The sequence below is a fragment of the Reichenbachiella carrageenanivorans genome, assembly GCF_025639805.1.
Classification (GTDB): Bacteria; Bacteroidota; Bacteroidia; order Cytophagales; family Cyclobacteriaceae; genus Reichenbachiella; species Reichenbachiella carrageenanivorans.
Genome location: NZ_CP106735.1, coordinates 3413121 through 3439075 on the forward strand (window position 1 = coordinate 3413121; position 25955 = coordinate 3439075).

General features: G+C 40.6%; 21 protein-coding genes. 12 read left to right on the forward strand and 9 right to left on the reverse strand.

All coding sequences use genetic code 11. From position 1 onward, the window contains the following. Window positions 1-10: 10 nt before the first annotated feature. The 3 genes from N7E81_RS13715 to N7E81_RS13725 form a co-directional block, all read right to left on the reverse strand. Complete coding sequence (locus tag N7E81_RS13715; protein WP_263050160.1) at window positions 11-844, reverse strand: CvfB family protein; 834 nt, start codon at window positions 842-844, stop codon at window positions 11-13. Between the two features lie 60 nt (window positions 845-904). Beyond that, complete coding sequence (locus tag N7E81_RS13720; protein WP_263050161.1) at window positions 905-1873, reverse strand: calcium/sodium antiporter; 969 nt, start codon at window positions 1871-1873, stop codon at window positions 905-907. A gap of 133 nt (window positions 1874-2006) precedes the next feature. Next, window positions 2007-3155: a vWA domain-containing protein gene (locus tag N7E81_RS13725; protein WP_263050162.1), complete on the reverse strand. Its 1149-nt coding sequence runs from the start codon at window positions 3153-3155 to the stop codon at window positions 2007-2009. Window positions 3156-3360: 205 nt separating this feature from the next. Between N7E81_RS13725 and N7E81_RS13730 the strand changes: the two genes are divergently transcribed. Genes N7E81_RS13730 through N7E81_RS13740 form a run of 3 tightly spaced genes read left to right on the forward strand, consistent with a single transcriptional unit; the run spans window position 3361 to window position 6576 of the window. Further along, the gene (locus N7E81_RS13730; RefSeq protein ID WP_263050163.1) at window positions 3361-3855 is read left to right on the forward strand and encodes a GyrI-like domain-containing protein; all 495 of its coding nucleotides are present in this window, start codon (window positions 3361-3363) and stop codon (window positions 3853-3855) included. Continuing rightward, window positions 3852-5825 carry a histidine kinase gene (locus tag N7E81_RS13735; RefSeq protein WP_263050164.1) on the forward strand — a complete coding sequence of 658 codons (1974 nt, stop codon included), beginning with the start codon at window positions 3852-3854 and terminating at the stop codon, window positions 5823-5825. Before N7E81_RS13730 ends, N7E81_RS13735 begins: the two co-directional genes overlap by 4 nt. Next, entirely contained in the window at window positions 5818-6576 is a 759-nt protein-coding gene (locus tag N7E81_RS13740) for a LytR/AlgR family response regulator transcription factor (protein ID WP_263050165.1), read from the forward strand. Before N7E81_RS13735 ends, N7E81_RS13740 begins: the two co-directional genes overlap by 8 nt. Here N7E81_RS13740 and N7E81_RS13745 read toward each other — a convergent pair. Next, window positions 6573-7370 carry a DUF3108 domain-containing protein gene (locus tag N7E81_RS13745; protein ID WP_263050166.1) on the reverse strand — a complete coding sequence of 266 codons (798 nt, stop codon included), beginning with the start codon at window positions 7368-7370 and terminating at the stop codon, window positions 6573-6575. The two genes, N7E81_RS13740 and N7E81_RS13745, sit on opposite strands and share 4 nt — an antisense overlap. 134 nt (window positions 7371-7504) lie before the next feature. On the opposite strand from N7E81_RS13745, the gene N7E81_RS13750 reads away from it, so the two are divergent. Beyond that, entirely contained in the window at window positions 7505-8683 is a 1179-nt protein-coding gene (locus N7E81_RS13750) for a twitch domain-containing radical SAM protein (RefSeq protein WP_263050167.1), read from the forward strand. Here N7E81_RS13750 and yaaA read toward each other — a convergent pair. After that, entirely contained in the window at window positions 8658-9437 is a 780-nt protein-coding gene (gene yaaA / locus N7E81_RS13755; RefSeq protein WP_263050168.1) for a peroxide stress protein YaaA, read from the reverse strand. The two genes, N7E81_RS13750 and yaaA, sit on opposite strands and share 26 nt — an antisense overlap. 316 nt (window positions 9438-9753) lie before the next feature. Here yaaA and N7E81_RS13760 point away from each other — a divergent pair, with 316 nt between their 5' ends. Beyond that, complete coding sequence (locus tag N7E81_RS13760; protein WP_263050169.1) at window positions 9754-10878, forward strand: PAS domain S-box protein; 1125 nt, start codon at window positions 9754-9756, stop codon at window positions 10876-10878. A gap of 39 nt (window positions 10879-10917) precedes the next feature. After that, window positions 10918-12441 carry a sensor histidine kinase gene (locus tag N7E81_RS13765; protein WP_263050170.1) on the forward strand — a complete coding sequence of 508 codons (1524 nt, stop codon included), beginning with the start codon at window positions 10918-10920 and terminating at the stop codon, window positions 12439-12441. Here the strand turns inward: N7E81_RS13765 and N7E81_RS13770 are convergent. Then, window positions 12438-13013, reverse strand: coding sequence for a hypothetical protein (locus tag N7E81_RS13770; RefSeq protein ID WP_263050171.1), 576 nt, complete (start codon window positions 13011-13013; stop codon window positions 12438-12440). The two genes, N7E81_RS13765 and N7E81_RS13770, sit on opposite strands and share 4 nt — an antisense overlap. Window positions 13014-13202: 189 nt before the next feature. On the opposite strand from N7E81_RS13770, the gene N7E81_RS13775 reads away from it, so the two are divergent. The 5 genes from N7E81_RS13775 to N7E81_RS13795 all read left to right on the forward strand — a co-directional run bounded on the left by N7E81_RS13775 (window position 13203) and on the right by N7E81_RS13795 (window position 20061). Next, the gene (locus N7E81_RS13775) at window positions 13203-15116 is read left to right on the forward strand and encodes an OmpA family protein (RefSeq protein WP_263050172.1); all 1914 of its coding nucleotides are present in this window, start codon (window positions 13203-13205) and stop codon (window positions 15114-15116) included. Between the two features lie 122 nt (window positions 15117-15238). Then, the gene (locus N7E81_RS13780) at window positions 15239-18292 is read left to right on the forward strand and encodes a sensor histidine kinase (protein WP_263050173.1); all 3054 of its coding nucleotides are present in this window, start codon (window positions 15239-15241) and stop codon (window positions 18290-18292) included. Between the two features lie 45 nt (window positions 18293-18337). Then, a complete protein-coding gene (locus N7E81_RS13785; protein ID WP_263050174.1) occupies window positions 18338-19333 on the forward strand; it encodes a ChbG/HpnK family deacetylase in 996 nt (331 codons plus the stop codon). A 238-nt stretch (window positions 19334-19571) separates the two neighbouring features. Beyond that, entirely contained in the window at window positions 19572-19841 is a 270-nt protein-coding gene (locus N7E81_RS13790) for a cold-shock protein (protein WP_263050175.1), read from the forward strand. A gap of 28 nt (window positions 19842-19869) precedes the next feature. Beyond that, window positions 19870-20061 (forward strand): cold-shock protein, encoded by a 192-nt coding sequence (locus N7E81_RS13795; protein WP_084370440.1) that lies wholly within the window; start codon window positions 19870-19872, stop codon window positions 20059-20061. Window positions 20062-20147: 86 nt separating this feature from the next. On the opposite strand, the gene N7E81_RS13800 is transcribed toward N7E81_RS13795, so the two are convergent. Continuing rightward, window positions 20148-20660 carry a hypothetical protein gene (locus N7E81_RS13800; RefSeq protein ID WP_263050176.1) on the reverse strand — a complete coding sequence of 171 codons (513 nt, stop codon included), beginning with the start codon at window positions 20658-20660 and terminating at the stop codon, window positions 20148-20150. 38 nt (window positions 20661-20698) lie between these two features. Further along, the gene (locus N7E81_RS13805) at window positions 20699-21508 is read right to left on the reverse strand and encodes a M48 family metalloprotease (RefSeq protein ID WP_263050177.1); all 810 of its coding nucleotides are present in this window, start codon (window positions 21506-21508) and stop codon (window positions 20699-20701) included. A 143-nt stretch (window positions 21509-21651) separates the two neighbouring features. Here N7E81_RS13805 and N7E81_RS13810 point away from each other — a divergent pair, with 143 nt between their 5' ends. Continuing rightward, window positions 21652-23004 (forward strand): DEAD/DEAH box helicase, encoded by a 1353-nt coding sequence (locus N7E81_RS13810; protein ID WP_263050178.1) that lies wholly within the window; start codon window positions 21652-21654, stop codon window positions 23002-23004. A 14-nt stretch (window positions 23005-23018) separates the two neighbouring features. On the opposite strand, the gene N7E81_RS13815 is transcribed toward N7E81_RS13810, so the two are convergent. Further along, a complete protein-coding gene (locus tag N7E81_RS13815; protein WP_263050179.1) occupies window positions 23019-25946 on the reverse strand; it encodes a CHAT domain-containing tetratricopeptide repeat protein in 2928 nt (975 codons plus the stop codon). Between the last annotated feature and the right edge of the window lie 9 nt (window positions 25947-25955).

A 25955-nucleotide genomic window follows, 5' to 3' on the forward strand; every position in this document is an offset into this window, starting at 1 on the left:
GAGGCATTTTTTATGATACGAGTTCTATGCCTTGATCAGTGATCACTATTAGCTTCTCTTTGTACAGGTTTCCCAGTGATCGTTTGAAATTTTTCTTGCTCATCTGTAGCATCATCTGGATTTCTTCAGGAGAGCTTTTGTCGTGGAGAGCCAGCTTGCCATTGTTGAGTTTGAGGCGTTCGATGATTCTGGCTGCTCCATCTTCAAGGAGATCTAGGCCTGTTTTTCTCAGGCTGATATCGACTTTGCCATCTTCTCGGACTTCTTTTACATAACCCCTCATTTTTTCGCCTTTCAGCAATTCTTGAAAGACTTCATTTTCATAGACCAGTCCCTGATATTTATTATTCACAATAACTGCCGTGCCCAGTGGGGTAGTTTCCCCAATGATCAAATCCACTTCTTCGTCTTTTTCTAGTTCTACATGCTCAGATTCAATATAATAATGAACCTTTGCACTAGCGGCGAGCCTTTTGGTGATCTGATCCAGATACATATAGATCATATGCCATTGGCCAGGGCGCATATTTTTTTGCTGTTCGCTAAAGGGTACAAGTAGATCTTTTTCCAATCCCATGTCCATGAAAGCCCCAATGTTGTTGACATCTTTTACTTCCAGACAGGCAAATTCATTGCGCATCACCTTGGGTACCAGTGTGGTAGCTACGATGCGATCTTCCGAATCCGTATAAACGAATACATCCAGTACATCCTCGTCTTTGGCATCTTGGGGTACATATTTATTAGGCAATAGCACTTCGTTTTCTTCTTCATCGATCAGGATGGCTCCTGGAGGTACGATTCTGGCTATTTTGAGACTGTTGTATCTACCGATTTCTATCATGCAGCAAAGCTAGCTGAATTTGCTGGTTTTTGGGTGCTCGTGGTGTGAAGCTTGGAGGAATCAGCCACGCCAGACCAAATAACTCAAATAAAGGAGATAAGTGAATACAAAAAGGAAACCCATACCACGGCCTATTTTTGCCTTTCGGCCAATGACGATAGCCAAGATCAGTAAAGTGCTAGACCCGATGACCATGAGTATATCAGAATTGGATACAATGTCAAATGGTAGAGGCCTGATCAAGGAACTAACTCCTAATATCCAGAGTAGGTTGAAAATATTGGAGCCTACTACGTTGCCTACTGCCATGTCGGCTTGGCCTCTTTTGGCTGCAATGGCAGATGTGACTAGCTCAGGCAGAGAGGTGCCAATGGCCACTACCGTCAGCCCTATAAAGGTCTCACTTAGCCCGAAAAACAGTGCAATTTCGAAAGCACCATCCACGACCCACTTGCCTCCTACAAACAAAGCTAGCGAACCTCCTATGATATATAGAATAGATCGGGTTTGAGGTAGGAGTATGATTGTGTCTTCATTCGCATCCATGTCTGGTTCGTTTTCTTTGGACCTAGAGACTACATAGATGTAGGTCATGAAGAGACCAAAAAAGAACAGTAGAATCATGCCGTCGTATCGACTCAGGGTCAATCCCTTTACATCTACAAACAAGTCTGCATTAGCTAAAAAGCCAACCATAAAGGTGGCGAGCAAGGTAATAGGGATTTCGGTAAAATAGATGCTTTTTTTGATCGGCAATGGGCTGATGATTGCAGCCACTCCTAGGATCAATAATACATTGGCCACATTGCTACCTAATACATTGCCAATGGCAAGCTCGGAGCTACCGTCGAAGCTTGCCAGTAGGTTGACGATTAGCTCTGGCATACTGGTGCCAAAAGACACGATGGTGAGCCCAATGACTAATTCAGGAATGTTGTTGCGCTTGGCAATGGAGGAAGCGCCATCTACTAAAATGTCTGCTCCTTTTATGAGTAATACAAAACCAATGACAAATAAGACGTAAACCATAAATAGCATTTAATTATTCGTCAATGATAATCTGAAAATGATAAATAATTGCTGTTTTTAGCCATAAAAAAAGAAATCCGTTCAAACTACGAATATCGTGGTTTGAACGGAATCAGGGAGAGATATCATTTGTTTATTTGAAAATCAATTGTTTGGATTTGCCTACTTCTTTGATGGAGTTGATCATGGCATGATCTAGTGTGTTTTCAGACGCTTCTGCTGGTTTGTGCGCTGCGATGTATTGTTTACGTTGGTTACTCAGAGTTTGGATATCTTTTTTAATAGCAGCTCGTTTGGTAGTGAGTTCTTTTACGTATGATTTTTTTTCTTCCGTATCCATATTTTGCATGGGGGCAGGGAGGTACTCTTCTTCTACAGATTCTAGTATTGCGGCATCGTCTTCGTAGGCGTCCACTAGATCCCAACTGCTGTTTTTGTAAGCATGTGAACTTTTTGAAATTGCTCTGCTTACTTTGTTAGACTGGCTGTAAGACTCAGCATTTGCATCTTGTGCTATTTGTTTTTCTTTTTTGCTTTTACCTTGTGCCCCATAGTAGATGTAGGTTTTGTTCATTTCGTCGTTGAGCCTGTCTATTTTGTCATCGTATGGAGTAGGTACATACACGGTTTTTTGATTTTGTTGGATACTCATATACGATCCTCCAGTCAGTGTAGCGCCATGCCTCCAAGAGCTTCGCACGCCTTCTTGATAGTCTCCGCAGTAGATTGTATTCACTACGATATCTTGCTGTTTAGCGAGATTACAAGCGGATTCGTAGGTTACATTACCTTGAGTAAATGGTTCATTTCCTGCTATGAATATCATTTTTAAGTCAGTCTTGGCTTTAGACCAGTTTAATTTTTGGATGGACTTGTCTATGGCGTAGCCGCAGTATTCATCGCCGCCATTGGTAGATAGCGCGAATAGTTTTTCAGAGATGTCGTCTAGATCTGTGGTCAGGTCTGTAACCATTCGCATATATCCCTCGGCTTGAGGCAGGTTATCATTGCCGTATTCAAACAAGGCAATTTTTATTTCTGGTCGAGTGCCATTGCCACATTTGGCTGCTGCCAGTTCATTGACTATCGTCCAAAGTTGTGATTTGGCCTGTTCGATGAGTCCATCCATGCTATTGCTTGTGTCGAGCAGGAGAGCGATCATGATTTCTTGTTGATCAGGAGCGGGTTTAGCTTGGCTGGTAGGAGAGAAACATCTCAAAATGAAAGTAGTGATAAAAAAGAAAGCGATTGTTTTTACGGATATTGAGATTGAATTCTTCATGACTTTTTGTTTTTAATGATGCCTCAAATGTGAACTGGAAAGACTAAAGAAAATAGTTGAAATGAGTGAAGGGCTACTATCAATGAGGGAAATAGGAATGCGGTTTAGGCGAGCTGTATTTTTTGATTCTAGATATAAAAAACTCATTTTTTATTCCCTGTATTTGTATGCACATTTGTTGACGTACAAACGATTATTAGACTTTATGCAAACTCCACGTATAGTAGATATGGCGTCAGAGCAATTGGTAGGATTATCTGTAGAGATGTCTTATACTAATAATATGACGGGTTGGTTGTGGGGGCAGTTTATGCCCAGAAGACATGAGATTAAAAATCTAGTTTCTCAGGATAAGTATTCATTGCAAGTCTTTTCTGCGGATTTTGATTGGTATACAGCGGATCCTGACACTCAATTTGTGAAATGGGCAGCAATGGCCGTAACCCATTCCACTGAAGTGCCATCGGGTATGGCTACTTTAACTCTGGAAGGAGGGCAGTATGCCGTATTCGTGCATAGGGGATTGGCGAGTGAGTTTCTAATTACACTACATTATATTTTGGAAACTTGGATGCCTACTTCTGGATATGTGCCAGACACGTCTCGACCTCAGTTCGAAATTTTAGGAGAAAAGTATAGGAGAGATGATCCCAAATCTGAAGAAGAAATTTGGTTTCCTATTAAGAAAAAAACAATTTGATTAGTGTCAAAACCATAACGATCGTAATCATATTGGCACTAAGCCATGTGACCTTTTCGCAAGAGAAGGAAAAGGAAAAGGTACGCTACAAAAGCCTGTCTGAGCGTAGTATTGATACTGATCAGAGTGCTATAGACTTGCTAGAAACAGCCGAAGGAATGATTTCGACGGATCCTGCACGAGCTTTGGATTTGATAGAACAGGCGCTCGCTACTAGTATCACTCAGCAGAGTGTTTTTCATGAGGCAAAATGTTATTTGTTATTAGCTGAGATTAATGAAAATCAATCTGAAATGGCATTAGCTAACCAAAATTACTTAGAAGCCTATCAGCGTCTTTTTAAGGGGTATGGAAAAACTATGGATTTTGAAGAGACGCTTGAAGGGTTGGGGCGGGTCAATGAGGCACTGGGAAATTATGGTCAGGCGGTGCAGTTTTATGAGCGATTATTGGGTTTGACTACTGATGAAAACAAAAGGTTGGAAATAGAGCTGAAACTTGCAGCTATTGAAATAAAGCAAAACGAGTCTCAAATGGCGCTCAAACGAATGAGTGAATTGGAACCATCCGCTACTTATCATCAATCCAAGTCCTTGCAGTCTAAAGGGCGGGCGATCAAAGCACGTGCATATGCACAGCAGGAAAACTATGAGGCAGCTGAGGAATCCTTGGCACCAGCCCCAGAGCTAATCACAGAAGGATTACATGAGTCTATGGATGATATGCAAGTTCCTATACTCGAAGATGAAGAGGCTGAAGAACTACTTAATATCTACTCGCAGCAGAATAGGCAAGCGGATGAAATAGCACTCCGAGAAAAAATAGCGGCTAGTAAAACAGAAGCAAACCTTCCCCTCCAAGCGGCCAAGCAAAGACAGGCTATTGGTAAGGTGCTGATCGAGCAGGGGCGAACCCAAGATGCAATCAATCAACTGAAACAAGCGGTGATACTAGCTGATTCTACAGGGCACAGAGAGGAGCAAGCCAGTGCCTATTTGGCATTGGCGGAAGCCTATACGCGAACAGGAGAATCGGAGTTGGCTTTAGCAGCCTATGCTCGTCATAGTCAGGCGATGGAGGATTGGATGGAAGAGCAGCGAAGCCAAAGGAGTTTTCGAGAGACCTTGCTCAAAAAGCAACAAGACATACAGGCCCTTACCAAAGATATGGCATTGGATGAGTCGAGTTACCTGCTCGAAGAGACCACAAGCGAGCTCCAAGCACAGCAGCTCAAGGGACAACGGTTGCTGATTTATGGATTGTCGATGCTGCTATTGTTTGTAATGTTAGGAGCATTTTTTGTTTACCGAAAGGCATTGCAAACGAAGCGGGTGGGGCAACTGCTTGCTCTGAAATCCTTACGAGCACAGATGAATCCTCATTTTATTTTCAATGCTTTAAATTCTGTCAATCAGTTTGTAGCACTCAATGACGAGAGAGCAGCAAATAAATTTTTGGCAGATTTTTCTAAACTGATGCGAATGGTTTTGGATAATTCTCAAAAGGAATTTATCTCTCTGAGAGAAGAGCAAGATATGATTGCGTTGTATCTAAAGTTGGAGCACTACCGGTTTAGAGATCAATTTGAATATGAGTTTGTAGTAGACCCCGAATTAGATTTGGATGATATAGAAATACCTCCTATGCTGCTGCAACCACATATAGAAAATGCCATCTGGCATGGTCTCAGATACAAAAAAGAAAAGGGACACTTGCGGGTTAATATTTACCAAAACGGATCAGGGATAAAAATCAGTATCGAAGATGACGGTATTGGCCGAACGGAATCAGCTAGATCAAAAACAGTGAATCAAAAGAAGAAAAATTCGGTAGGATTGAAAAATACACAAGAACGAATTTCGATTATCAATGAAGTGTATCGTACACATTACGCCATAGTGGTGTCAGATTTGAACGATGATGGCACAGGTACACGAGTAGAAATATTGACACCAACTTATCATGGATAAGCTCACAGCTATACTGGTAGATGACGAACAGGACAGTCGGCAGATTTTGGCTAGCTATTTGGCTAAATATTGTCCAGATGTGGAGCTGTTGGCAGCATGTAAAAACATACAAGAGGGGCTGAGTGCAATTACTCAGCATCAGCCAGACCTGTTGTTTTTGGATATAGAAATGCCCTATGGTACGGGGTTCGATCTGCTGGAGCAAGTAGGAGAAGTGAACTTCGAAACGGTCTTTGTAACAGCGTATGACAATTATGCCATTCAGGCATTGAACATGAGTGCCGCTTATTATCTGCTGAAACCTGTAGATATAGACGAGCTGATACAAGCAGTCGCAAAGATAAAATCTGAACGAACTAAAAATTCGGAAATTTCTCATGTGAAGATCTTGCTAGACAATATCAAAGAGACACATGGTCGGCCGAAAAAAATCATGTTGCCAACCTTCGAAGGGTTTGAAATTGTACCGATTGATCAGATTGTATATTGTGAGGCAGATGATAATTTCACAAAATTTCATTTGAAAGGCGTGTCAAAGCCTTTGTTGATTTCGAAGACGCTCAAGCACTTTGAGGATTTATTGCCTACAAGCAACTTTTTACGTATACACAGATCTAGCTTGATTAATATAGAGTATGTGATCAGGTATACCAAAGGCAAAGGAGGCTATGTGACTATGAATAACGGTACAGAACTAGAAGTGTCTCCAAAGAAAAAGCCCCAATTTCTTGAGGCTTTTAGACTGTCTTAAAATACAGGTTCTCCGTTGTTGAGTTCAAATAGTTCGACTCGGCCTTTACCGAGGAAGGGCAGTTTGGTTTGTATCAAAAGGGGATACTGGTTTTTGTCCGAACTGATGAAAATTTCTACTGGGCGATCTTTTTTTAATTTCTCATTTTCAGGAAGTAGGAGGTGCAATTTGTAGGTGCCTACTAGTCTGTCGTTGAATTCTATGATTTCTTGTCCCATATAACGTACACCTACTTTGTACAGCTTTTTCTCGTAGTGCGTGGTCAGCATCACCGAATCACCCACCTGTAAGCCAAACCAGTTGTAATGTTTGAAATACATAAATGTACCTAAAATATCTTCCGTGTCTTCCTGTAGTTTGACCTGCCAAGCCCTATTGGGATCTTCCCTTTTGTGGTCTAGCACCTTTACGTCTACCACCATCGAGTCATAATTATAGTTGGTCCACTGCTCCCAAGTGGCATGGCCGCTGGTTACATTTTTTTCGTTGTAGAACGGCTTTAATGTTTTTTTGTCGATCATCGAGGTGTAGTGATCATCGAGGCTGCCCAGCCAGTTGCCCAAGCCGAGTGTTTCGGCATATACACCTACTTTGTAGCAAGGAAATCCTCTCCAGTAGGAGTCATTGTCGATGGTGACTTCGCCACTACCAATCGTAAACCACCCAAGTTTAAGTTTATACTTGAGACTTTCTTTCTTTAGTTCGGGCTCGTTGATGCCATTAGATTGTGCATATATCGTGTGGCTTATGCAGAGCATAAAGAAGAAAATAAATTTGCCAAACTTAAAATTCATACTTCGCATTTTAGAGTTTATAATGATACTGGCTTGATTGATATAAATTGTACTTTTGGCTTCTCATAATGTACCAAACACTAATTTAATCTATCAAGATCGAGTTCTTGCAATATTCAAACCAAAACTTATGTATGATGCCCTGGCTCCATTTGTATATAGATACCAGTGGACTTGTCAAGGCTTGTTGCGATGCTAATATTACTTTTGGTAATATCAACAATCAGTCTATCGAAGAAATATGGCAAGGAGAGCCTATTCGTAAGTTTAGAAAGCTTATGCTGGCAGGCCAGCGAGACCGTAGATGCGATTCTTGCTTTGCTAAGGAAGCTGCAGGCAAAGCCAGCATGAGAATGGAGACGTTGGATAAGTTTGCACATCGTATGGACTGGGTGCAGCAAACAGATCTGGATGGTTATTCTCCGTCATCAAAACCTATTTATTTTGATATCCGCTTTAACAATCTATGTAACCTTCGGTGCAGAACCTGTTGGCATGGAGCCAGTTCAAGTTGGTTTGAAGAAGCGAAAGTGCTGAAGAATAATTTTGGAAAAAAGGCCATTATCGAAGCTGCAAAAGATAGCGGACACTTGATCGATATTTTGCTTAACCAAGGCATAGAGGTCGAAGAGATTTATTTTGCAGGAGGGGAGCCACTCATGATGAAAGAGCATTACGAACTGCTTGATCGATTGATTGAAAATGGCAATACGAAGGTCCATCTCAGGTACAATACCAACCTCACATTACTGAGCCTCAAAGATAGAAGTGTCTTAGCGCTGTGGAGTTTTTTTGACAGGGTAACTGTAGCGGCCAGTATAGACGAGATGGGAGAACAAGTGGAGTATATGCGAAAAGGGATAGACTGGAAACGGTTTATACACAATATGCAAAAGATCAAAACTGAGCTGCCTCATGTGCAGCTTGAAATAGCGCCTACAATCAGCGTGTTCAATGTGGATAGCTTAGGGGAGTTGCATCAGTTTTTTGTAGAGCAAGAATTGATTGATGTGAATGCATTATACCTGAATGTGCTTTCTCGCCCAGATTATTACAATATAAAAGTTTTACCAAAGGCGGCTAAGCAATTGGCGCAAGCTAAACTCGAATCACACCTCAACTGGTTGTCTGCTCGGGGTGGTTCAGAGGTGTTGATGGCAGAATTTGAGTCTGTAATTGCCTATATGAATCAAGAGGATTGGTCGCATAAGACCGTCGATTTGCGCCAGCATCTTGCCCAATTAGACCGCATGCGATTGGAGAACTTTGAGACTGTTTTTCCTGTACTTAAGAAGGCGCTTGATCTCGCTTGAAAATTAAATGTAGGTCTGTAGAAGACTGTGGATCGAAATAGTAGCCTTCGTAGTCGAATCCTTTGAGCAGTTCTACTTCGTTGATTCTGTTTTTGATAATGTACCTGGCCATCAAGCCTCTTGCTTTTTTTGCAAAAAATGAAATGACTTTGTATTTGCCATTTTTAAGATCAAGAAAGTCTACCTGTACGACTTGTGCTTTTAGACTTTTTCGATGGATGGCTTTGAAGTATTCTTGCGAAGCAAGGTTGATAATGACTTGATCTTCTTGCGCTTTGAGATCTTTGTGTACCAGTTTGACGATTTGGTCCGCCCAAAATTTGTAAAGAGTAGGTTGGTCGTCAACGGGCAGGCTCGTACCCATCTCCAACCTGTAGGGCTGTATGAGGTCTAATGGGCGAAGCAAACCATATAAGCCAGATAATATCCTTAAATGGGATTGAGCATACTCAAGATCGGCTTGGTCGAGCTGATCTACAGCTAGCCCAATGTATACATCTCCCTTGAAAGCGAATAGGCTTGGTTTAGAGTTTTCTAAAGTATGTGCTCTGCGATAATCTTTGTAGCGCTTCACATTGAGCTGAGCGATATTGTCACTCACACCCATCAAGTCTTGTATGTCTGCTGCTTTTTTCAACCTTAACTCTCGTATCAAACGGTTGGTTTGAGTAGAAAACCGCGGCGTGGTGTGACTTGCTACTTCCACGTCATTTTCAAAATCTAAAGTCTTGGCTGGCGAGATTACTGCGATCATTCGAAACTATTGTTTGTTTTTTTAATAGGTCGACAAAACTATATGAACCATCAGAATAATGAGACCCTCAGTAGATCTTTATCCTGATAGGAGTGAATTCCTGGAAGTTATAATTATTTGTTGCTTTCACCATCGAAATGATAGGTCACGACCAAGTAGTAATTAAATGATAATTTAATTACTCTGATAGATGAGCTAAAAATAGAATCTCTTTAACTTGCGGGTCTATTTTAGTATATCTATTTTAGACTCTCCTCAATATCCTGTTGATCCATTAGCTAAGGCTGGGAGTATGCATTTTGGTGAAGAAAATTTAATGGTTAGGACAACTACAAAGCACAAAACATTATTACAACTCTCAAGGTCTGATTATTTGCATAATGGCAGATTCAAAGAACTTGTACATGAGGTATTGACTGCCCTTACGTATGAGCTAGATGTGGAACGTGCGGGTTTTTGGATTTTCAACCAAGAGAATGGATTAGTGAAAAACCCTTTTCTTTATGAAAAGATGTCAGACAGTTTTGTGAAAGGATCATGTTTTGATGAGAGAGATTGCCCAAAATTTTATGATACGATTCGCTCTAAACTGGTCATCAAAATAGACGATGCTGGAAATAGTAAGTTGACAGAGGAAATAAGAAGTACCTATATCAAGCCGAATGCGATCAAATCTTTGCTAGGTATTCAGGTCTGGTACAAAGAGGTAATCTTAGGTGTGATATTCGTGGAGTGTACGACAGAAGTGAAAAGTTGGACAACACATGATAAGATCTATCTGACGACTGCAGCTTCATACATTTCACAATCTTATAGCTCACAGTTGAGAATCAAAGAGAAAGGACTACGCCAACTTACAGAGGCCAACTACCACTCGGTATTTAATGACAGTCCTGTGCCTATGCTGATCTATGAACCCGAGACCTATAAGATTCTTGATGCCAACAATGGAGCACTTTTGCTTTATGGTTATAGTTTGGGTGAATTCACTGAAATGACTTTGAAAGAGTTGAGAGCAGGGCACGGTAAGGTTTCAAAATCTTATGATTTGGACTATGAGCAGAAGCTCAATGCTAAAGGAGAAACCTCAGAGTGGGAGCATCGCCATCGAAATGGGAATACTTTCACCGTTCAGATATCTGGACACGCTACTACTTACAGAGATTCCAAAGCTAGAATAGCTGTGGCTATCGATGTGACAAAAGATAAAAAACAAAGAGAAGAAAAAGAGGCTGTGATCGCCAAACTGGAAGATTATGCTTTTTACGCCTCTCACAATATTAGAAGGCCCATTTCATCTATTCTTGGCATAGTAGATTTAGTGAAAATGACATGGGACGATCGTGACAGCTATGAAGAACTTATGGCCAATCTGCGTATTGCTACAATGGATTTGGACGAAGTGATTCGAGTCATGCACGCCAAATTAGAGTTGGATTAACAAAACATAATTATACTTAGGAAGATAAGGCCAATAAGCATGAAAAATAAAGTAAGAGACTCCATACTAAAGAGAAGTAGTTTCATCATTCTGATGCTCTTGATTCTAAGTGCTTTTGCATTGCTTAGAATGCTGGCTACTCATCAAGATATCGATGATGTGGCGCGGATAGATTTGCCATTGGTGGAAATACTCACGCAGATAGAAACGAATCAGTTGGAGCAATCGATCAATTTTGAACGTGCGCTTCGTTATGCCGAGGAGTTGGATAAACATCCATTTGCCTTAGAAAATTTCCAGCGAGCTGATAGTACATTTAGATACTTGGCAGCGATGGTGGATGAGGATCTGATTGCCGCCGAGGGACAAGTAAGTGAAGCTTTGAATATGACAGAGAGCAGTAGCCAACTTTCCAAGTTAAAAGGATTGGCAGTAGCCGTCAGGAAGTTGGAAAGCGAGCACACCAATTATGAAAATCATGCGATAGAAGTATTAGAATTATTAGAGCAAGGAGATTTAGAGACAGCCATGATTAAATCCGAAAGGGTAGAGTCAGAAGAGAATGAATTCAATAATCAGATCGAAGGAGTGTTGATGAGATTGGAGATGTTTACAGAGTCTCAGGTAGAATCTGTAGAGCAAGAAGAAGAACTGTCTATGCAGTGGATCGTGGTGCTTACTATCTTTTTCACTACACTTTCACTAGTGGCGGTATATACTTTCAGTTATAAAATTTGGGTGCCATTAGAGCAGATCAGAAAAGGAGCCGAGCGCTTAGGTGCGGGTAATCTAGATACTAGAATTCAACTGAAACCTGAAAGTATTACAGAAGATTTGGTAGATGCATTCAATAGCATGGCTGATCGGCTACAAGATGCCCAAGAAGAAATTGAGCGATTTACGCATTTTTCCTATAGTACAGCTCATGACCTGAAAGCACCTGTGAATAACATGAAGTCGCTGATCGAAATGCTGGAGAACACCAAAATGGGAGACAATAGCTACGATACTGTGTTGAAAAATGTAAAAAGAAGCGCTGAGCAATTGTCTATGACAGTCAATGCTTTGAATGATGTGAATCACCTGCGAGCTTCATTGCATGAAGATCCGCAAATTTTGTCGTTTGATAAAGTTTTGGCCGAAGTAGCCCAAGGGATGTTGCAGGAAATTAAAGATTCTAATGCTACTTTCAGAAAAGACTTTTCAGCTTGTAAGCAAATTAAATACCCTCCACTACACCTCAAAAGCATTCTTCAAAATCTACTTACGAATGCTGTGAAGTACAAAAACCCAGAGAAGCCTCTAGTGATTGAGTTGAAGACGATAATCAACAAAGGTAGAGTGACTTTGATCGTAAAGGATACTGGTTTGGGCTTTGATGCGGTCAAGTATAAAGAAGAAATCATGAAGCCATTCGTAAGGCTGCACTCACATGTGAATGGCAGTGGATTAGGCTTGTATATCATCAATACCATTTTGAGCTACCACCATGGAGAACTCTTGGTGGATAGTAGACCAAAGCAAGGTGCTAGGTTTACTATTCATTTGAATGAAATGGATTAAAAACCAGTACCCTCAGATTTTTCTTTTTTTGGTTGTATAGCGTTAGGGTCTAAGGCTTTGAGGTGGTGAATGTGTTCGTCTACTAAATCGACTCGTTCAGTTACGGCATCTATATAGAGGACCAATTCTTCTTCTAGGGCAGCAATATCTTTATCGAACCCGCCACTACCTTTTCTTGCCATGTTTTTTTCAATGTGAATAACCTTATCACATTCCTTTTTTAAAAAGGATACGAATTTTTGATTTGTATATTTAGTCTCTAATAAAATGATGTCATCCAAAGTTTCTTTGGCAGCCAAGTCTTCACCAGCGTTATATTTTTCATTTACTGTAAAATACAGCGTGGTGTCATAATGATGAATCTGACTTAGCAAATGTGAAACTTCCTTTCGGTAACTTTTAGAATGGCAATAGTCCTTCATCCCCTCATAAGTTTCCATTTTTAATGCTTCTATGTCCCAGCTAGTACGCAGTTCGTCTATAATGAAAATGATGTCATTAGGTCGTTTTTGAGCGAAAATCGTAGAGGAAAATAAAATAAATAGGGCAAGAATAGAGATGGTTTTTTTCATGTTTTTCTAAAATTTGTAATGTTTCGAGTAGAACAAAACTATCGTTTATCCATGAAAATAAGGTACTTAGTACACGAAATGTGCAATTGGTTCCAGATCTGATGTTATGGAAATTCTTCGTCTAGGAAGCGCCTATTCGTTTTTAGCAAAGATTCTTTATTTTGCAAGTCCATCAACCAAATTATCACTATGAGAATATTAGGTATTGTTTTTTTGTGTTCTATTCTTGCTTTCAACCTTCAGGCTCAAAGCTATGGAGACGCTTTTAAAGAAGGAGGGAAGTATTACAAGCATGCTCGCTATGAAGAAGCCATTGAAAAATTCAATGAAGCATTGAAGTACGACAGCAGGTCAGACAAAGCTTGGTTTTATTTAGCGATGTCTTTCAAAAGAAATAATCAACCTGAACAGGCAGCTATTGCTTTTGAAAAATTACGAGGTGTCAATTCCGATTATAATCCAGCATTTTATTTTGAGGGTGGGGAAGTGTTTATCGAGCTAGATCGACTGTCTCGTGCCGAGCGGTATTTTGAGACTTTCTTGGAACGGTATCCAGACACACCTAACAATACGATGAAAAGGCACGAAGCAAAAAACAGATTGATCTATGCCCAAAAGAGCAGAGAAGTAAGGGAGCAACCCAATACGACTCCAGACCCCGTGCTTGTATCGCAGCTCAATAGCAACTCAAATGACTACGCTCCCCAGGTAAATCCAATGGGTACGAGATTGTATTTTACCAGTGTGCGTCAAGGTGGTTTTGACAATGTGCAAGACAGCTCTAGAAGCAACCATTTTGGAGAAGATATTTATGTATCTAACATGAAAGGTGATATGTGGAGTATGCCTGCCATGCTGCCAGAGCCAATTAACTCGATAAATGATGATTTCGGCTCTGCATTTACTGGAGATGGTCAGACTATGGTGTATGTGCGCTGTGGAGGCGACGAAAGTGTAGGCAATTGCGATTTGTACATTACGACACTGGATGGGACACAGTGGTCCGAGCCTGTAAATATGGGTAATGTGGTGAACAGTAAAGATTGGGATTCGCAGCCTACTATTAGTTCTGATGGTACCCGTATTATTTTCACATCGTCGAGAGATGGAGGGTATGGGGGGGCCGATTTGTATATGACAGAAATCAATCACCTTGGAGACTGGGGCATTCCTCAAAATCTAGGTGGTACCATCAACACACCTTTGAGTGATAATAGCCCCTTTTTAGCAGCAGATGGCAAAACCCTATACTATGCCACCAGTGGACATCCAGGCTATGGCGGTGCAGATATATTTTATAGCGTATTCGAAAATGGCAAATGGGCTAAGCCTATCAACCTAGGTGCGCCGATCAACTCTTCTGGTGAGGATAAAAACTTTAGTATTTCAGGATCAGGAATAGGCTATTTTTCATCATCAAGAGATAGCGATAGTTACAATATCTACGAAACAGATTTGCCAGACTACTTAAAGCCTAAGCCTACAGCTGTCATCCAAGGAATCGTGTCCAATGCCAATACTGATGCGCCACTTGGTGCTTTGGTTATGATCGAAGATATAGATACAGGTGAATTGATTGCAATCAACAAAAGTAATTCTGAAAGTGGCGAATATTTGGTGGTATTACCTGCCGGTAGAAACTATAGTGTGTCTGCCAGTAGGGATGGTTATTTTTTCTATTCTCAGAGTTTTGACTTGCCTAAGGATACCACTTATCAAGAAATCACAAAGGATATTGGCTTAGAGCCAATTGAAAAAGGAACGAAGGTGGTACTCAATAATATTTTCTTCGAATCGGGACGTGCAGAACTCAAGCCGATCAGCTATGTAGAGCTAAATAAGGCCGCTGATCTGATGAAGAAAAATGCCACAATGGTAATTGAAGTAGGAGGCTATACAGATAACTTGGGGTCAGATGACTTGAACTTGAAATTGTCGCAATCCAGAGCAGATGCTGTAGTGACCTATTTGAAACTAGCAGGAGTGGAAGAAGCCCGTCTGCAAGCAAAAGGATATGGGGAGACGATGCCTATAGCAGACAACAGCACAGAAGAAGGGCGGAAAGCCAACCGAAGAACGGAATTTGTCATCGTAGAGTTCTAATATTCTCATACGATGCACATAGAACCAACTAAAAATGTAGGTGCTTTTATATCATTAGTTTTTAAACTATCTTTTCTTTCAAGCTGCATTTATATTTTTAGTTGGTCTATCGTTTCACTTTTATGAGGTCATATTTTGTTTTATTGTTCTTGGGTTTGTGCTTTGCTTATCCAGGTATAGGACAGTCAAGTTTTGATCCTCAATTGCCCATAGATCACATTAGTCTATCCCAATGGACTGCTGAAGATGGCCTCTCATCCAATAATTTAACCAGCGTATTTCAAGACTCCAGAGGGTTGCTTTGGGTTACCTCTTTTAATGGTGTTATGATCTATGATGGAGAACGCATCGAAGTATATGATATCAATAACCTTAGCCTTTTAGAGACAGATGGTTTTTATACGGTGGTCGAAGGTGCCGATGGAATCATTTACCTGGGGTCACAAGGCAGTGGAGTACTCAAGTACACTGGAGGTCAATTCTCAAAACTCAAACCAACACAAGGGGTTTTACCTAAGTCAATTCCTTCGTTGCTGATGAGTACATCTGGTGTACTCTATATTGGCTCAAACAACAACGGATTGTACAAATTTGAGAATGGAGAAGCGACTAGAATTGATTTTTCAATGCTCAACAACAGTACAATTAGTGATATAGAAGAAGATGAAAAGGGACGAATTTGGGTCTCAACGGAAGGTCAGGGTATCTTTTGTATCAATAATGCTCAAGTTGAAAAACACTACCTTTCTCGTGATGGACTCTTGGATGATTATATTGAAGACCTTGCCATTACCTCAGTAGGAGTGGTGTTGATAGCTAGTTCACAAGGCTTGCAATTGATAGACTCAAAGGAGGAAATTCATGCTGTGGAGGCATTTAGTGGAGTATATGTCAACCATCTGATGATAGACGATTGGGGAGCCGTATGGGCTGGCACCGAAGATGGCCTCGCAAGATGGGTGCAGGGTTCAGGTCGGGTAGATTGGATATATGGAAAAGGAGGAATTGATTTGGTACGGATCAGTGCCATTATCAAAGACGAAGAAAACAGCCTGTGGCTTACATCAAGCAGGACAGGGCTTATTCGAGTGAAAGAAAGTAAACTGACTAATTATACCTACCCAAGCCTATCGAGTAACCGAGTCAATATCATACATGAATCTTGGGATGGGCGATTCTATATCGGTACAGATCAAAATCAAATTGATATTTATGACGAAGGTAAATATGCCCGATTGAAAATTAATACTGATCTGAATGGTAATGGAATTCGAGACATTTACCATGATAGAGATGGTTCATTTTGGTTGGCTACATATATTGGGATTGTTCATAAAGAGGGAGAGAAAGAGACCGTGTACTCAACTTATTCAGGGATGCCTGCTAATAACTTCCGGACAGTTTTGAAGGATAGTAGAGGGGATTTTTGGTTTGGTTCAAGATCAGGAGGCTTGGTGCAATTTAGGAATGATGAGATAGTAGAAATCTATAACCATGAAAACAAACTTGAATCCAATTTTGTACTCAGCGTAACCGAATCTGAGAATGGAGATTTGCTGATAGGTACGCATAGCGGTGGCATGACGATCATCAGGTCTTCTGGTTCATCCACTACCTTGCACCTAAAACCCGATGACTCTGGTGTTTTGCTATTCAACATAGACATGATATCTGATACGACAGCCTGGGTCACAGCCAATATAGGTTTGGTCTATTATAATGGAGATAGTCTGATGCCAGTAGATTTGATGTCTGACAAGCGAAGCAAAACGTATTTTGACCTAGTCGATGATGGTAAAGACGACCTTTGGTTGACTACTAATTTGGGTATTATCCAAATAGCAAAAAAGAACTGGCAAAAGTATCAGAATGGAGAAGTGACCGAATTGTCGTATCAGCTTCTAGATGAAAACAATGGCATGAACAACAAAGAGTGCACAGGAGCTACTCGATCACTGCTGACCAAGGACGGGAAGGTGATGGTTCCCACATTAGGAGGAGTGTGTGAAGTGAACCCTAGTAAACTTCAGTATTATGGAGGGCAACCGAAGGTGACCATTAGGAATGTAGAAGTGGATAACGAACGTTTGAGTCTGCAAGAAGAGGTGGCTATCATAGAGCCAGGAGCCTTGCGCTATGTCTTTGAATTTGCCGTGCATAGTTACACTGCGTCAGATCGAAATCAATATAAATATCTACTTGAAGGACTTGAAAATGAGTGGAGCGCACCTAGTTATAATGGTCGTGTAGAGTATACAAGTTTGCCACCAGGGAAATATACCTTTAGGGTTATAGGTGCTAATGAAAACAATATTTGGAACAATATAGGTGCGGAGTTTAGCTTTCGGGTAAAACCTTATTTTTATCAAACAGCATGGTTTTATTTGTTAATCTTTTTGTTGGTTATGGGCACATTTATTTTGATTTATCAATGGCGGATGGCTTTTATCAACCGACAGAACGTAGAACTAAAGAAAGTGAATGCTGAGCTAGATCGATTCGTTTACAGCGCTTCGCACGAAATCAGATCTCCCTTATCCTCTATTTTGGGATTGATCAACTTGGCCAGAATGGGAGATCCCCATAAGCGGCTGGAATATTTTGATCATATTGAAAAAAGTGTCAATCGCTTGGATGATTTTATACACGATATTGTAGACTATTCCAGAAATGCTCGTCTGGGTATAGAGGTTAGTCTGGTGGATTTTAACGAAATCATATCTGATATCATAGCAGACATTAGCCATACGGCCAATTTTGAGAAAATCAGATATGAAATGTTATTGAACCATAAGGAGGATTTTTATACAGATGTCAGAAGGTTGAAAGTAGTATTGAGCAATGTGATTATCAATGCATTTAAACATCATCAACCAGATCGAATATCAGCACCGTTCGTACTAATAGAGATCGCCGACACGAAGAAAGGGGTGAAGATTACCGTGAGCGACAATGGGCCAGGCATCGAGAAAAAACATCATTCTAAGATGTTTAATATGTTTTATCGAGCGACTACGTCTAGTGAAGGTTCTGGATTGGGACTCTATATTGTCAGCGAAATTTTGGAAAAACTGCAAGGAGAAATAGAAGTGACATCAGAACAAGGGGTAGGTACTACCTTTGATATTACTTTGAGAAATATGGAGGCACTTTTTCAGGACAAGCATATGGCTTGATCCAGACTACGCTTCAATTTTAGAAATGATTTAAACTAACTAACCATGAACAAAGTCATTTTTACTGCGGATGATTATGGGGTGATCCCAGCAATAGACGAAGGGATAATCAAAGCAGTCAATGCAGGAAAAATCAATTCCGTCGCCGCTTTTTCTAATCACCATCTTTTTGAGTCGCGTATCAAAAAATTACAAGACTCTTGCGCAGGAAAAACATTTGAAATAGGATGCCACCTGACTATATCATCAGGTAAGCCTATTTCAGAGCGGAAAATAGGATTGCTTACTCGCCAAGGTAGCCTCGGTTTTCGCAGACGCAAATACTTTAAAAAGTATACGCAGATGAGAAGGACTAAGCATACAACTCAGGAACTCAATGACCTGCATTACGAATTAAGCAAACAAGTAGAACAGTTTTATAAGTATGACATTGAGATTACGAATCTGAGTTGCCATCACAATACCTTATTCTTTTTTGAAGATTACCACCAGTTGTTTTTTCAAGTAGCCAAAGAGTTTGGACTGGTGGTTCGTTCTCCGCTCAATATCCCCAAAGCCATGAATGATCTTTATATATCGATGGTGGTGCTGCGGCTATTCGATAATATGTCGAAGGAAGACAGACATCGGATTTTATCGCATACGCGGAATATGCGTTCGTTTTTATCGCAATATGAGGGGTTGCCAGACATGCCTATTGCCTTAAATACTGTGCACTATGGGCCGCTAGCATTGCCTACCAATCGTTTGAGTAATTGTGAAATAGATGCTTATGCCGATGAAAAGAACCTAGCCTTGCGTATGGAACTTAGCAATGATGCACCAGAAGAGGAAGTGATGGAGTATGTTTTTCATTTGATAGATGACAACTACGATCAAATAGATGCTTATTGTGAACAGACCAAGTTTTCGAATTCGAGGTACACAGGCATAGATGCTGGGTATTTTGATAGCCGGATGGCAGAGCAACGAGCTTTACTCAACTTTGAATTGTCGCATTTGGTTTCTTTTGAATCTTGGCGCAACTTGTCTCGTTTATAATAACTAGCTTTGCACAACAAGAGAGTTTTTCAGACTTAGGTAGAAACAAAACAAAGTATATTTTGTATTAATTTAAGAGTTCTGACCAAATACCAATTATAAAGAACTACCTTTGCTACTGGAATCCGTAAGATCCATCCCGCATTTGTCCTTTCTACAAAATATTTAGGCATTTCAGTATTGATTTTATTATTTCCTAAATAAGGTGCAGTACTTTATTTAACACTAAATACTAGATATGTCAAAATCCCAGAATAGCTTCATCAAGAATCAGAAGGCTAAGAAGAAAATGCTTAAGAAGAAGGAAAAAGAGGAGCGACGAAAGGAAAGACAAGAAAATAACAATAAAGGAGGAGAGTTGTCAGATATGATGGCTTATGTTGATGAATACGGAAACATCCTCTCTGAACCACCAGAGCCAAAAATAGAAAAGAAAAAGGATGAGCGAGCAGCTCCTCTAAAAAGGCACGAAAGAGCCGAAAGAACTGAAAGAACCGAACTTAAATAAAGATTTTTTTTAATAATTTAATATACTAATGCAAGGAACAGTAAAATTTTTCAATGACGCCAAAGGATTTGGTTTCATTAAGCCATCAGATGGAGGAGACGATATTTTTGTACACACTTCAGGTCTAGTGGATGAAATCAGAGAAAACGACGAAGTTGAATTTGACACCGAAAGAGGTAAAAAAGGCATCAACGCTGTGAACGTAAAAGTTCTAGGTTAATCCTTTCTTTTGATATCATACAAAGAAGTAAAGCAAGTCCTTTTTGGGCTTGCTTTTTTTGTACTTGCTTTTCCATTAGTGTCGGGTCAGTTGATAATGGCGCCATCGAAGTAACGTACGCGAATAGGCAAGCCCCTAGAGCTTTTGCCTATATATACCATTTGAGTATCTGTCCACACAGCTTCAGGTTTGTTCTTGTTGATGACAGGGTTTTCCACTTCCATAATGATACCTTTATTGACTTCAGAATCACTTGAGTTTGCTTGCTCATTGAAGTGAGTCCAGGTTTTAAGTACAATATCTTTGGCTAGATTATTTTGTCTGTGCTCAGGGTGGATTAGGCATCGAAAATGCAACATATGAAAGCCCAGCGTAGGCACTAATGCAGAATATACAGTACTCACACCTACTACCTGCTTTTGCTTATCCATGATTACAAATACGACTTGTTCAACCCTTTCTTCTGCTTTTGCTGATTTCGGTAGTGCACCTAGGGCTGTCCAAAAACCGATGATTTGAGCTTTTATTTCTGGTTTTTTGCCATTCCATACATTTTGAAACAGATAGTTGTCTTGAGATTTCTGACTGGGGGTATTCATAGATGTTCGGCTAAGTTTTAGCTTGTAAATATTTTTATTTATTGAGCAGGTGTAGGCAGACTGTCTTTAAAATCATCATAGGATATGCCAGTTTCTGATATACCACTTTTATCGCAGCCCAATTCGTCGGCTTTGGCATTGATGTCTTGCACTCTGTTGGTGGGTGATGGATGAGTACTCAAAAACTCAGGTCCGCTACTTTGGCCAGAGGCTGATAGCTTTTCGAAAAAAGTAGCAGCTCCGTTGCAGGCATACTCCGTGTCATTTAGATAAATGACCGAATGTTCGTCTGACTCGGCTTCATCTTCTCTGCTAAACTTGAGTGCAAAGAAGCCTGAAGCTAATTGGGCTACATTGCCTTCCCCTAAAAGGATTTGTACAATGATTTGAAGACCCAAATTTTCTTTCATCTGATCACTCGAATGACGTTCGGAAGCATGTGCAATCTCATGTCCCATCACGCCAGCAAGGTCGTCTGCATTGTCCAAGTAGTGAATCAACCCTGTGTAGACATAGATAAAGCCACCAGGCGTAGCAAAGGCATTTAGTACCTCATCGTTGTGTATGATTTTCACCTCATCGTAGTGAAAAATATCTTTGTATTTTACATCGTCACTGGCTACGATAGCATCTGTCATTTTTTGAATATATGCATATGCTTCGGGATAATCCTCTTCAGATAACACAGGATAATTAGTAGGGTCTTGTGCGATTTGAGCGACTACGGATTTTCCCATTTCCACATCGTTCTCAGGAGTGAGTCCTGTGAGCTGGTCTACTGCATCGCTACACCCAAAAGCTAGCATGCTGATAACTAAGCTGAAAAGTACAAATTGAATTTTTCTCATGAATTTTTATGAATGTCAGACCCTCAAATTTATAGCACTTCACGCAATTGGTCTATTGAAAGGTAAACAAAATAAGAAAGCATGTGGTGTCACGCATATGCTTGTCCTCGGTATTATCTAGTTTTGTCTAAATTTTTTAGTGTATGCATACATTTGATTCGTTCCAACTCAAAAATCCTTTAATAAATGCTATTGCCGATTTGGGATTTGAACAGCCCACACCAATACAGACGCAGGCTTACCCAGTGATCATGTCTGGTAGAGATGTAGTTGGGATCTCTCAGACGGGGACAGGCAAGACTTTTGCATACATGCTGCCATTGCTGCAGGAGTTGAAATATTCGAATCAGGTCAACCCGAGAATTCTTGTTCTGGTACCTACGCGAGAGCTGGTGGTGCAGGTGGTAGAGCAGATTGAGGTTTTTGCCAAATACATCAGTGTGCGTGTGCTGGGTGTCTATGGAGAATCTAATATCCGAGTACAAAAAGAAGCCCTAGCTGAAGGGCAAGATATTATAGTAGCTACGCCAGGTCGTTTGTATGATCTTATTGTCAATCGTGCCTTGCAGCCCAAGGAGCTGGGTAAACTGGTGATTGATGAAGTAGATGTGATGCTGGATTTAGGATTCAGAGTGCAGTTGACCAATCTCTTCGAGCTATTGCCAAACAAAAGGCAGAATATCATGTTTTCGGCTACGATGACCGAAGAGGTGGATGTACTCATCGATGAATATTTCACCATGCCAGATAAAATTGCTGTGGCTGTGAGTGGTACGCCGTTAGACAATATCCAGCAGGAGGCTTATGCGGTAAAGAATTTTTTGACCAAAATTAGATTACTCAATCATATACTGGTAGACAAAAACACCTATCATAAGGTGCTGGTATTTATATCCAATAAAAAATTGGCCGACAGGCTATTTGGAGCGGTAGAAGATCATTTTGGGTCGCATGTATGCATCATTCATTCCAATAAATCTCAGAATTATCGTTTGCGCTCTGTCGAGGAATTTGACCAAGGCAGCAAGCGGATACTGATCGCTACAGATGTTATAGCTCGAGGTTTGGATCTAGACAAGGTTTCGCATGTCATCAATTTTGATGTGCCTAACTATCCAGAAAATTATATGCATAGAATAGGTCGTACAGGTCGTGCCGAAGAAAAGGGGCACTCTATTTTGTTTTATACAGAGAAAGAAGAGCCATTAAAAGAGGCCATAGAGTCTTTGATGGATTATCAGATTCCTTTACTAGATATCCCTGAGGAAATAGAGGTGACCAACGAGCTCATACCCGAAGAGCGACCCAAAGTAGCGGAGAGTAACTACAATCGAAACACCAAAGTACGCTTGGTTAAAATTGAAGACGAGGAGAAATTAGAAAAAAACAAAAAAGTAAACCTCGGAGGATCATATAAGCGAAAGCTGGCAATGAAACATAAGAAACCCAGAACTCGCGGAGATAAAAATCAGCAGGGTAAACGAAAAAGAGGCTAGTTTTTGTTTGACTGTTAATTCATCAGGACAAAAGCTCCCCAATAATATGGCTCTGGGAAATCTTTCCGAAGCCTTTTTTGTGCTGCAATGAAAGCTTCGCTTTTAGATTTTCCACTCATCCATTCATGATAGAAGTACGTCATCAAACTTTTGGTAGCTTCATCACTTACTTTCCAAAGACTCATAACTACAGATTGTGCACCTGCTACCTGAAAGGCACGCTGTAAGCCATAGACTCCTTCGCCAGATTTGATTTCACCTAGGCCTGTTTCGCAGGCACTCAACACCACTAGATCTGTGTTTTTTAAATCTAGCGTCAACACTTCGTAGGCGGTTAAGATACCATTGTTGGCAGTACTTACTTCATTGGTAGATTGATAGCCGCCCATGGCCTGTTCGGCATTGGCAAGCATTAGACCTGATCGGAGTAGAGGATTGGCGGCAGCCTGGCTCACTTCGATGCCCAATACTTTTTCCTGAGTAGACTCACTTTCTTGTAAAAAGAAACCATGAGTGGCTACATGCAACAAGGAAGGGGAGGCGATTTTTTTGAAGTTATCCTCAGTAGCATTTTTCGCCATAAACGACTTTACCGTATAGCCATTAGACTGTGTGATTTGGCTGATGGCTTCTATTTCTGCTTTGGTGCCTGGTAGGGCAGCGAGTAGTCCTTCATTTCCATAGTCTGGGTACCCAAAAAAGTCAGCCAACTTAGCAGTTGCTTTATTGCTTTTGGGGGCGATCAGATCGCGGGTACTTGCATACAAGTGAAAATTCATGCCATCGGCTACATAGGTGTTATCTGGCTTTTTGAGTGCACTGATGTTGACTTGAAAATATACTCCATCTAGAGACAAGTGTACGTTTTTTACACCACCCAGTTTTTGATCTACTGGCTGCCAGTATTGTTCGTAGAGGATTGGGTTGTCTATCTTCAGTCGAACCATGTTTTGATAACCTTTGGCATATTTGCCGTCTAGCTCTGCTCCATTGTCTAAGATCGCTAGCGCAGGATGTAGTGTATTGGGGTCGGCAATGAGGAAAGCATACTTTTTATGAGTTGTAAAACTATTTTTATAAACAGGAAATCCTATCGTTTCTATGGCGACATCAGTGGGAGCCAGAGCACTCTTGATTTCGCCTAATGTTGTAGTAGGTAGTTTATTGGCTGCGGCAAAATCTGCAGACTGCTTGCTCAATGCTTTTTCCAGTTGGTTTGCTTTAGTTTCTGCATCATCCAAATTAATTTTCAGTTGATCGAGCTGTGCTTTGGAATAGGTGTAGTAGAGCAGGAGGTCTTCTTTGGATTGTTGCCATTCTAGATATAGTGCTTTGAGAGATTCGTTGTTGCTATTTAAAATTTCATTTCTAATTTTAGATGAAGCACTAAAAAGGATGCCTTTGGTTTTCAATTGGATGTTGTACATCTCAGTGAGTAGTGCAGGGTCTTCGATGGCTCGCTCACTAGCATAGTTATAAAACTTTAGAATAGAGGGTCTTATCTGTGACCAATATTGTCCTTTTTCGTATTCACTCATGGCGGCGAAGTTTTGTTCTACTTGCGTGAGGTTGGTAGAGATGACCTGTTTGAAGCGTTCATTGGCTAAGTTGTAATTTCCTTGTTTCCAGGCGACTACAGCTAAATCCTCAAGTGATCTCAGGTAGTCTGGGTGGTGTATGCCAAAATACCTGATATAAGCTTCGTTTACTTGATTGAGTACTGTTGCGGCTTCTGTATACTGGCCTCGATACAAGTGGTATTTACCTAGGTTATGTTTGGTTTTGATATAAGCAGGGTGCTCTTCATTATATTTTTTTGCAAATATTCTTAGTGCATCATCAAGTAGTGTTTGTACGTGGTCGGTTTTGCCAGATTCTAGCAGCACACTCGCTAGGTAGTTTTCTACATTGGCATAATCTGTCTGGTTTCTAGCCATTCTTTTTTGTTTCAACTCTAGAATTTCATTGAAGAGCTGTTCGGCTTGTTCGTATTTGCCTGCACTGTAATAAATCAGTCCTTGGTTGATTTTGAAACTTATATTGTCTCGTCCTTTTTCTCTGAGTTCTTCTCCTGCCATATTCATGGCTGTAGCTATGAGTTTTTCGGCTTCTTCATCTTGCCCTATTTCATTGTAATACAAAGCCTTGTTGCTCGTTTGGATGGCGTGAGAGAGGCTGTTTTTTTTGTTTTTGCTCAGAAGTAAGTCTTCGGATTTTTGAAAATATTCTTCGGCTTCGGTGTATTTGCCTTGAGATTGCACGATCACTGCTAGGTTGTTGTATAGCGAAGCCAGAGCGATACAGTTGACACCTATTTCTTCTTGAAAGTAGCTGATCGTTTGATTTATTAATTCTTCTGATAGGTTATATTTTCCTTCAGCATGAATCATGATGGCGATATTGGCCATGGTTTTGCCTATAGCGTATTTTTCTTCGAGACTCACCGTATCCATGTCTAGCAGGTCTCGGATATCAAAAACAGAGTCTAGAGAGATCATGGCATAACTAGCTTCATTGGTAAAGAGCGCTAACGCTTCCATGAAGTTATAAGTGGCTATTTCTGGGTTGATGTATATGGAAAATTCTGCCGTACGGTTCAATTCAAATATTTGCTCATAAATTTCAGGTACGATGGGTTCGCCTTTTCCATCATAATCAGCCCCTAGGGTGTAGAGTAGACTTTCCTGACTGTCTCTATTGGCAAAAAAGGAGGCTCTATTGCCCTGTGAGAAAATGTAGTTGTAAAATGAAGTGTCTTTATCCAGTTGCTCTGCTCTAAGTTTTTCTACCTGGCTATCTGTGTCAAATAGCTCATTGGCAACATCGAGGTGCTCTTGTTTTACAAAATCGTTGATTTTTAGTTTGCCTAAGTTGAACTGCGCCTGAGTAGTGGTAAACAGAGAGAATCCAGTGAGGAGTGAGAGAATGATTAACTGCTTCATGTTGATTGT

Coding starts and splice junctions, on each gene's coding strand:
- N7E81_RS13715 (WP_263050160.1), bottom strand. CDS start 844: ATGATAGAAATCGGTAGATACAACAGTCTCAAAATAGCCAGAATCGTA.
- N7E81_RS13720 (WP_263050161.1), bottom strand. CDS start 1,873: ATGGTTTACGTCTTATTTGTCATTGGTTTTGTATTACTCATAAAAGGA.
- N7E81_RS13725 (WP_263050162.1), bottom strand. CDS start 3,155: ATGAAGAATTCAATCTCAATATCCGTAAAAACAATCGCTTTCTTTTTT.
- N7E81_RS13730 (WP_263050163.1), top strand. CDS start 3,361: ATGCAAACTCCACGTATAGTAGATATGGCGTCAGAGCAATTGGTAGGA.
- N7E81_RS13740 (WP_263050165.1), top strand. CDS start 5,818: ATGGATAAGCTCACAGCTATACTGGTAGATGACGAACAGGACAGTCGG.
- N7E81_RS13745 (WP_263050166.1), bottom strand. CDS start 7,370: ATGAATTTTAAGTTTGGCAAATTTATTTTCTTCTTTATGCTCTGCATA.
- N7E81_RS13750 (WP_263050167.1), top strand. CDS start 7,505: ATGATGCCCTGGCTCCATTTGTATATAGATACCAGTGGACTTGTCAAG.
- yaaA (WP_263050168.1), bottom strand. CDS start 9,437: ATGATCGCAGTAATCTCGCCAGCCAAGACTTTAGATTTTGAAAATGAC.
- N7E81_RS13760 (WP_263050169.1), top strand. CDS start 9,754: ATGGTTAGGACAACTACAAAGCACAAAACATTATTACAACTCTCAAGG.
- N7E81_RS13765 (WP_263050170.1), top strand. CDS start 10,918: ATGAAAAATAAAGTAAGAGACTCCATACTAAAGAGAAGTAGTTTCATC.
- N7E81_RS13770 (WP_263050171.1), bottom strand. CDS start 13,013: ATGAAAAAAACCATCTCTATTCTTGCCCTATTTATTTTATTTTCCTCT.
- N7E81_RS13775 (WP_263050172.1), top strand. CDS start 13,203: ATGAGAATATTAGGTATTGTTTTTTTGTGTTCTATTCTTGCTTTCAAC.
- N7E81_RS13780 (WP_263050173.1), top strand. CDS start 15,239: ATGAGGTCATATTTTGTTTTATTGTTCTTGGGTTTGTGCTTTGCTTAT.
- N7E81_RS13785 (WP_263050174.1), top strand. CDS start 18,338: ATGAACAAAGTCATTTTTACTGCGGATGATTATGGGGTGATCCCAGCA.
- N7E81_RS13790 (WP_263050175.1), top strand. CDS start 19,572: ATGTCAAAATCCCAGAATAGCTTCATCAAGAATCAGAAGGCTAAGAAG.
- N7E81_RS13795 (WP_084370440.1), top strand. CDS start 19,870: ATGCAAGGAACAGTAAAATTTTTCAATGACGCCAAAGGATTTGGTTTC.
- N7E81_RS13800 (WP_263050176.1), bottom strand. CDS start 20,660: ATGAATACCCCCAGTCAGAAATCTCAAGACAACTATCTGTTTCAAAAT.
- N7E81_RS13805 (WP_263050177.1), bottom strand. CDS start 21,508: ATGAGAAAAATTCAATTTGTACTTTTCAGCTTAGTTATCAGCATGCTA.
- N7E81_RS13810 (WP_263050178.1), top strand. CDS start 21,652: ATGCATACATTTGATTCGTTCCAACTCAAAAATCCTTTAATAAATGCT.
- N7E81_RS13815 (WP_263050179.1), bottom strand. CDS start 25,946: ATGAAGCAGTTAATCATTCTCTCACTCCTCACTGGATTCTCTCTGTTT.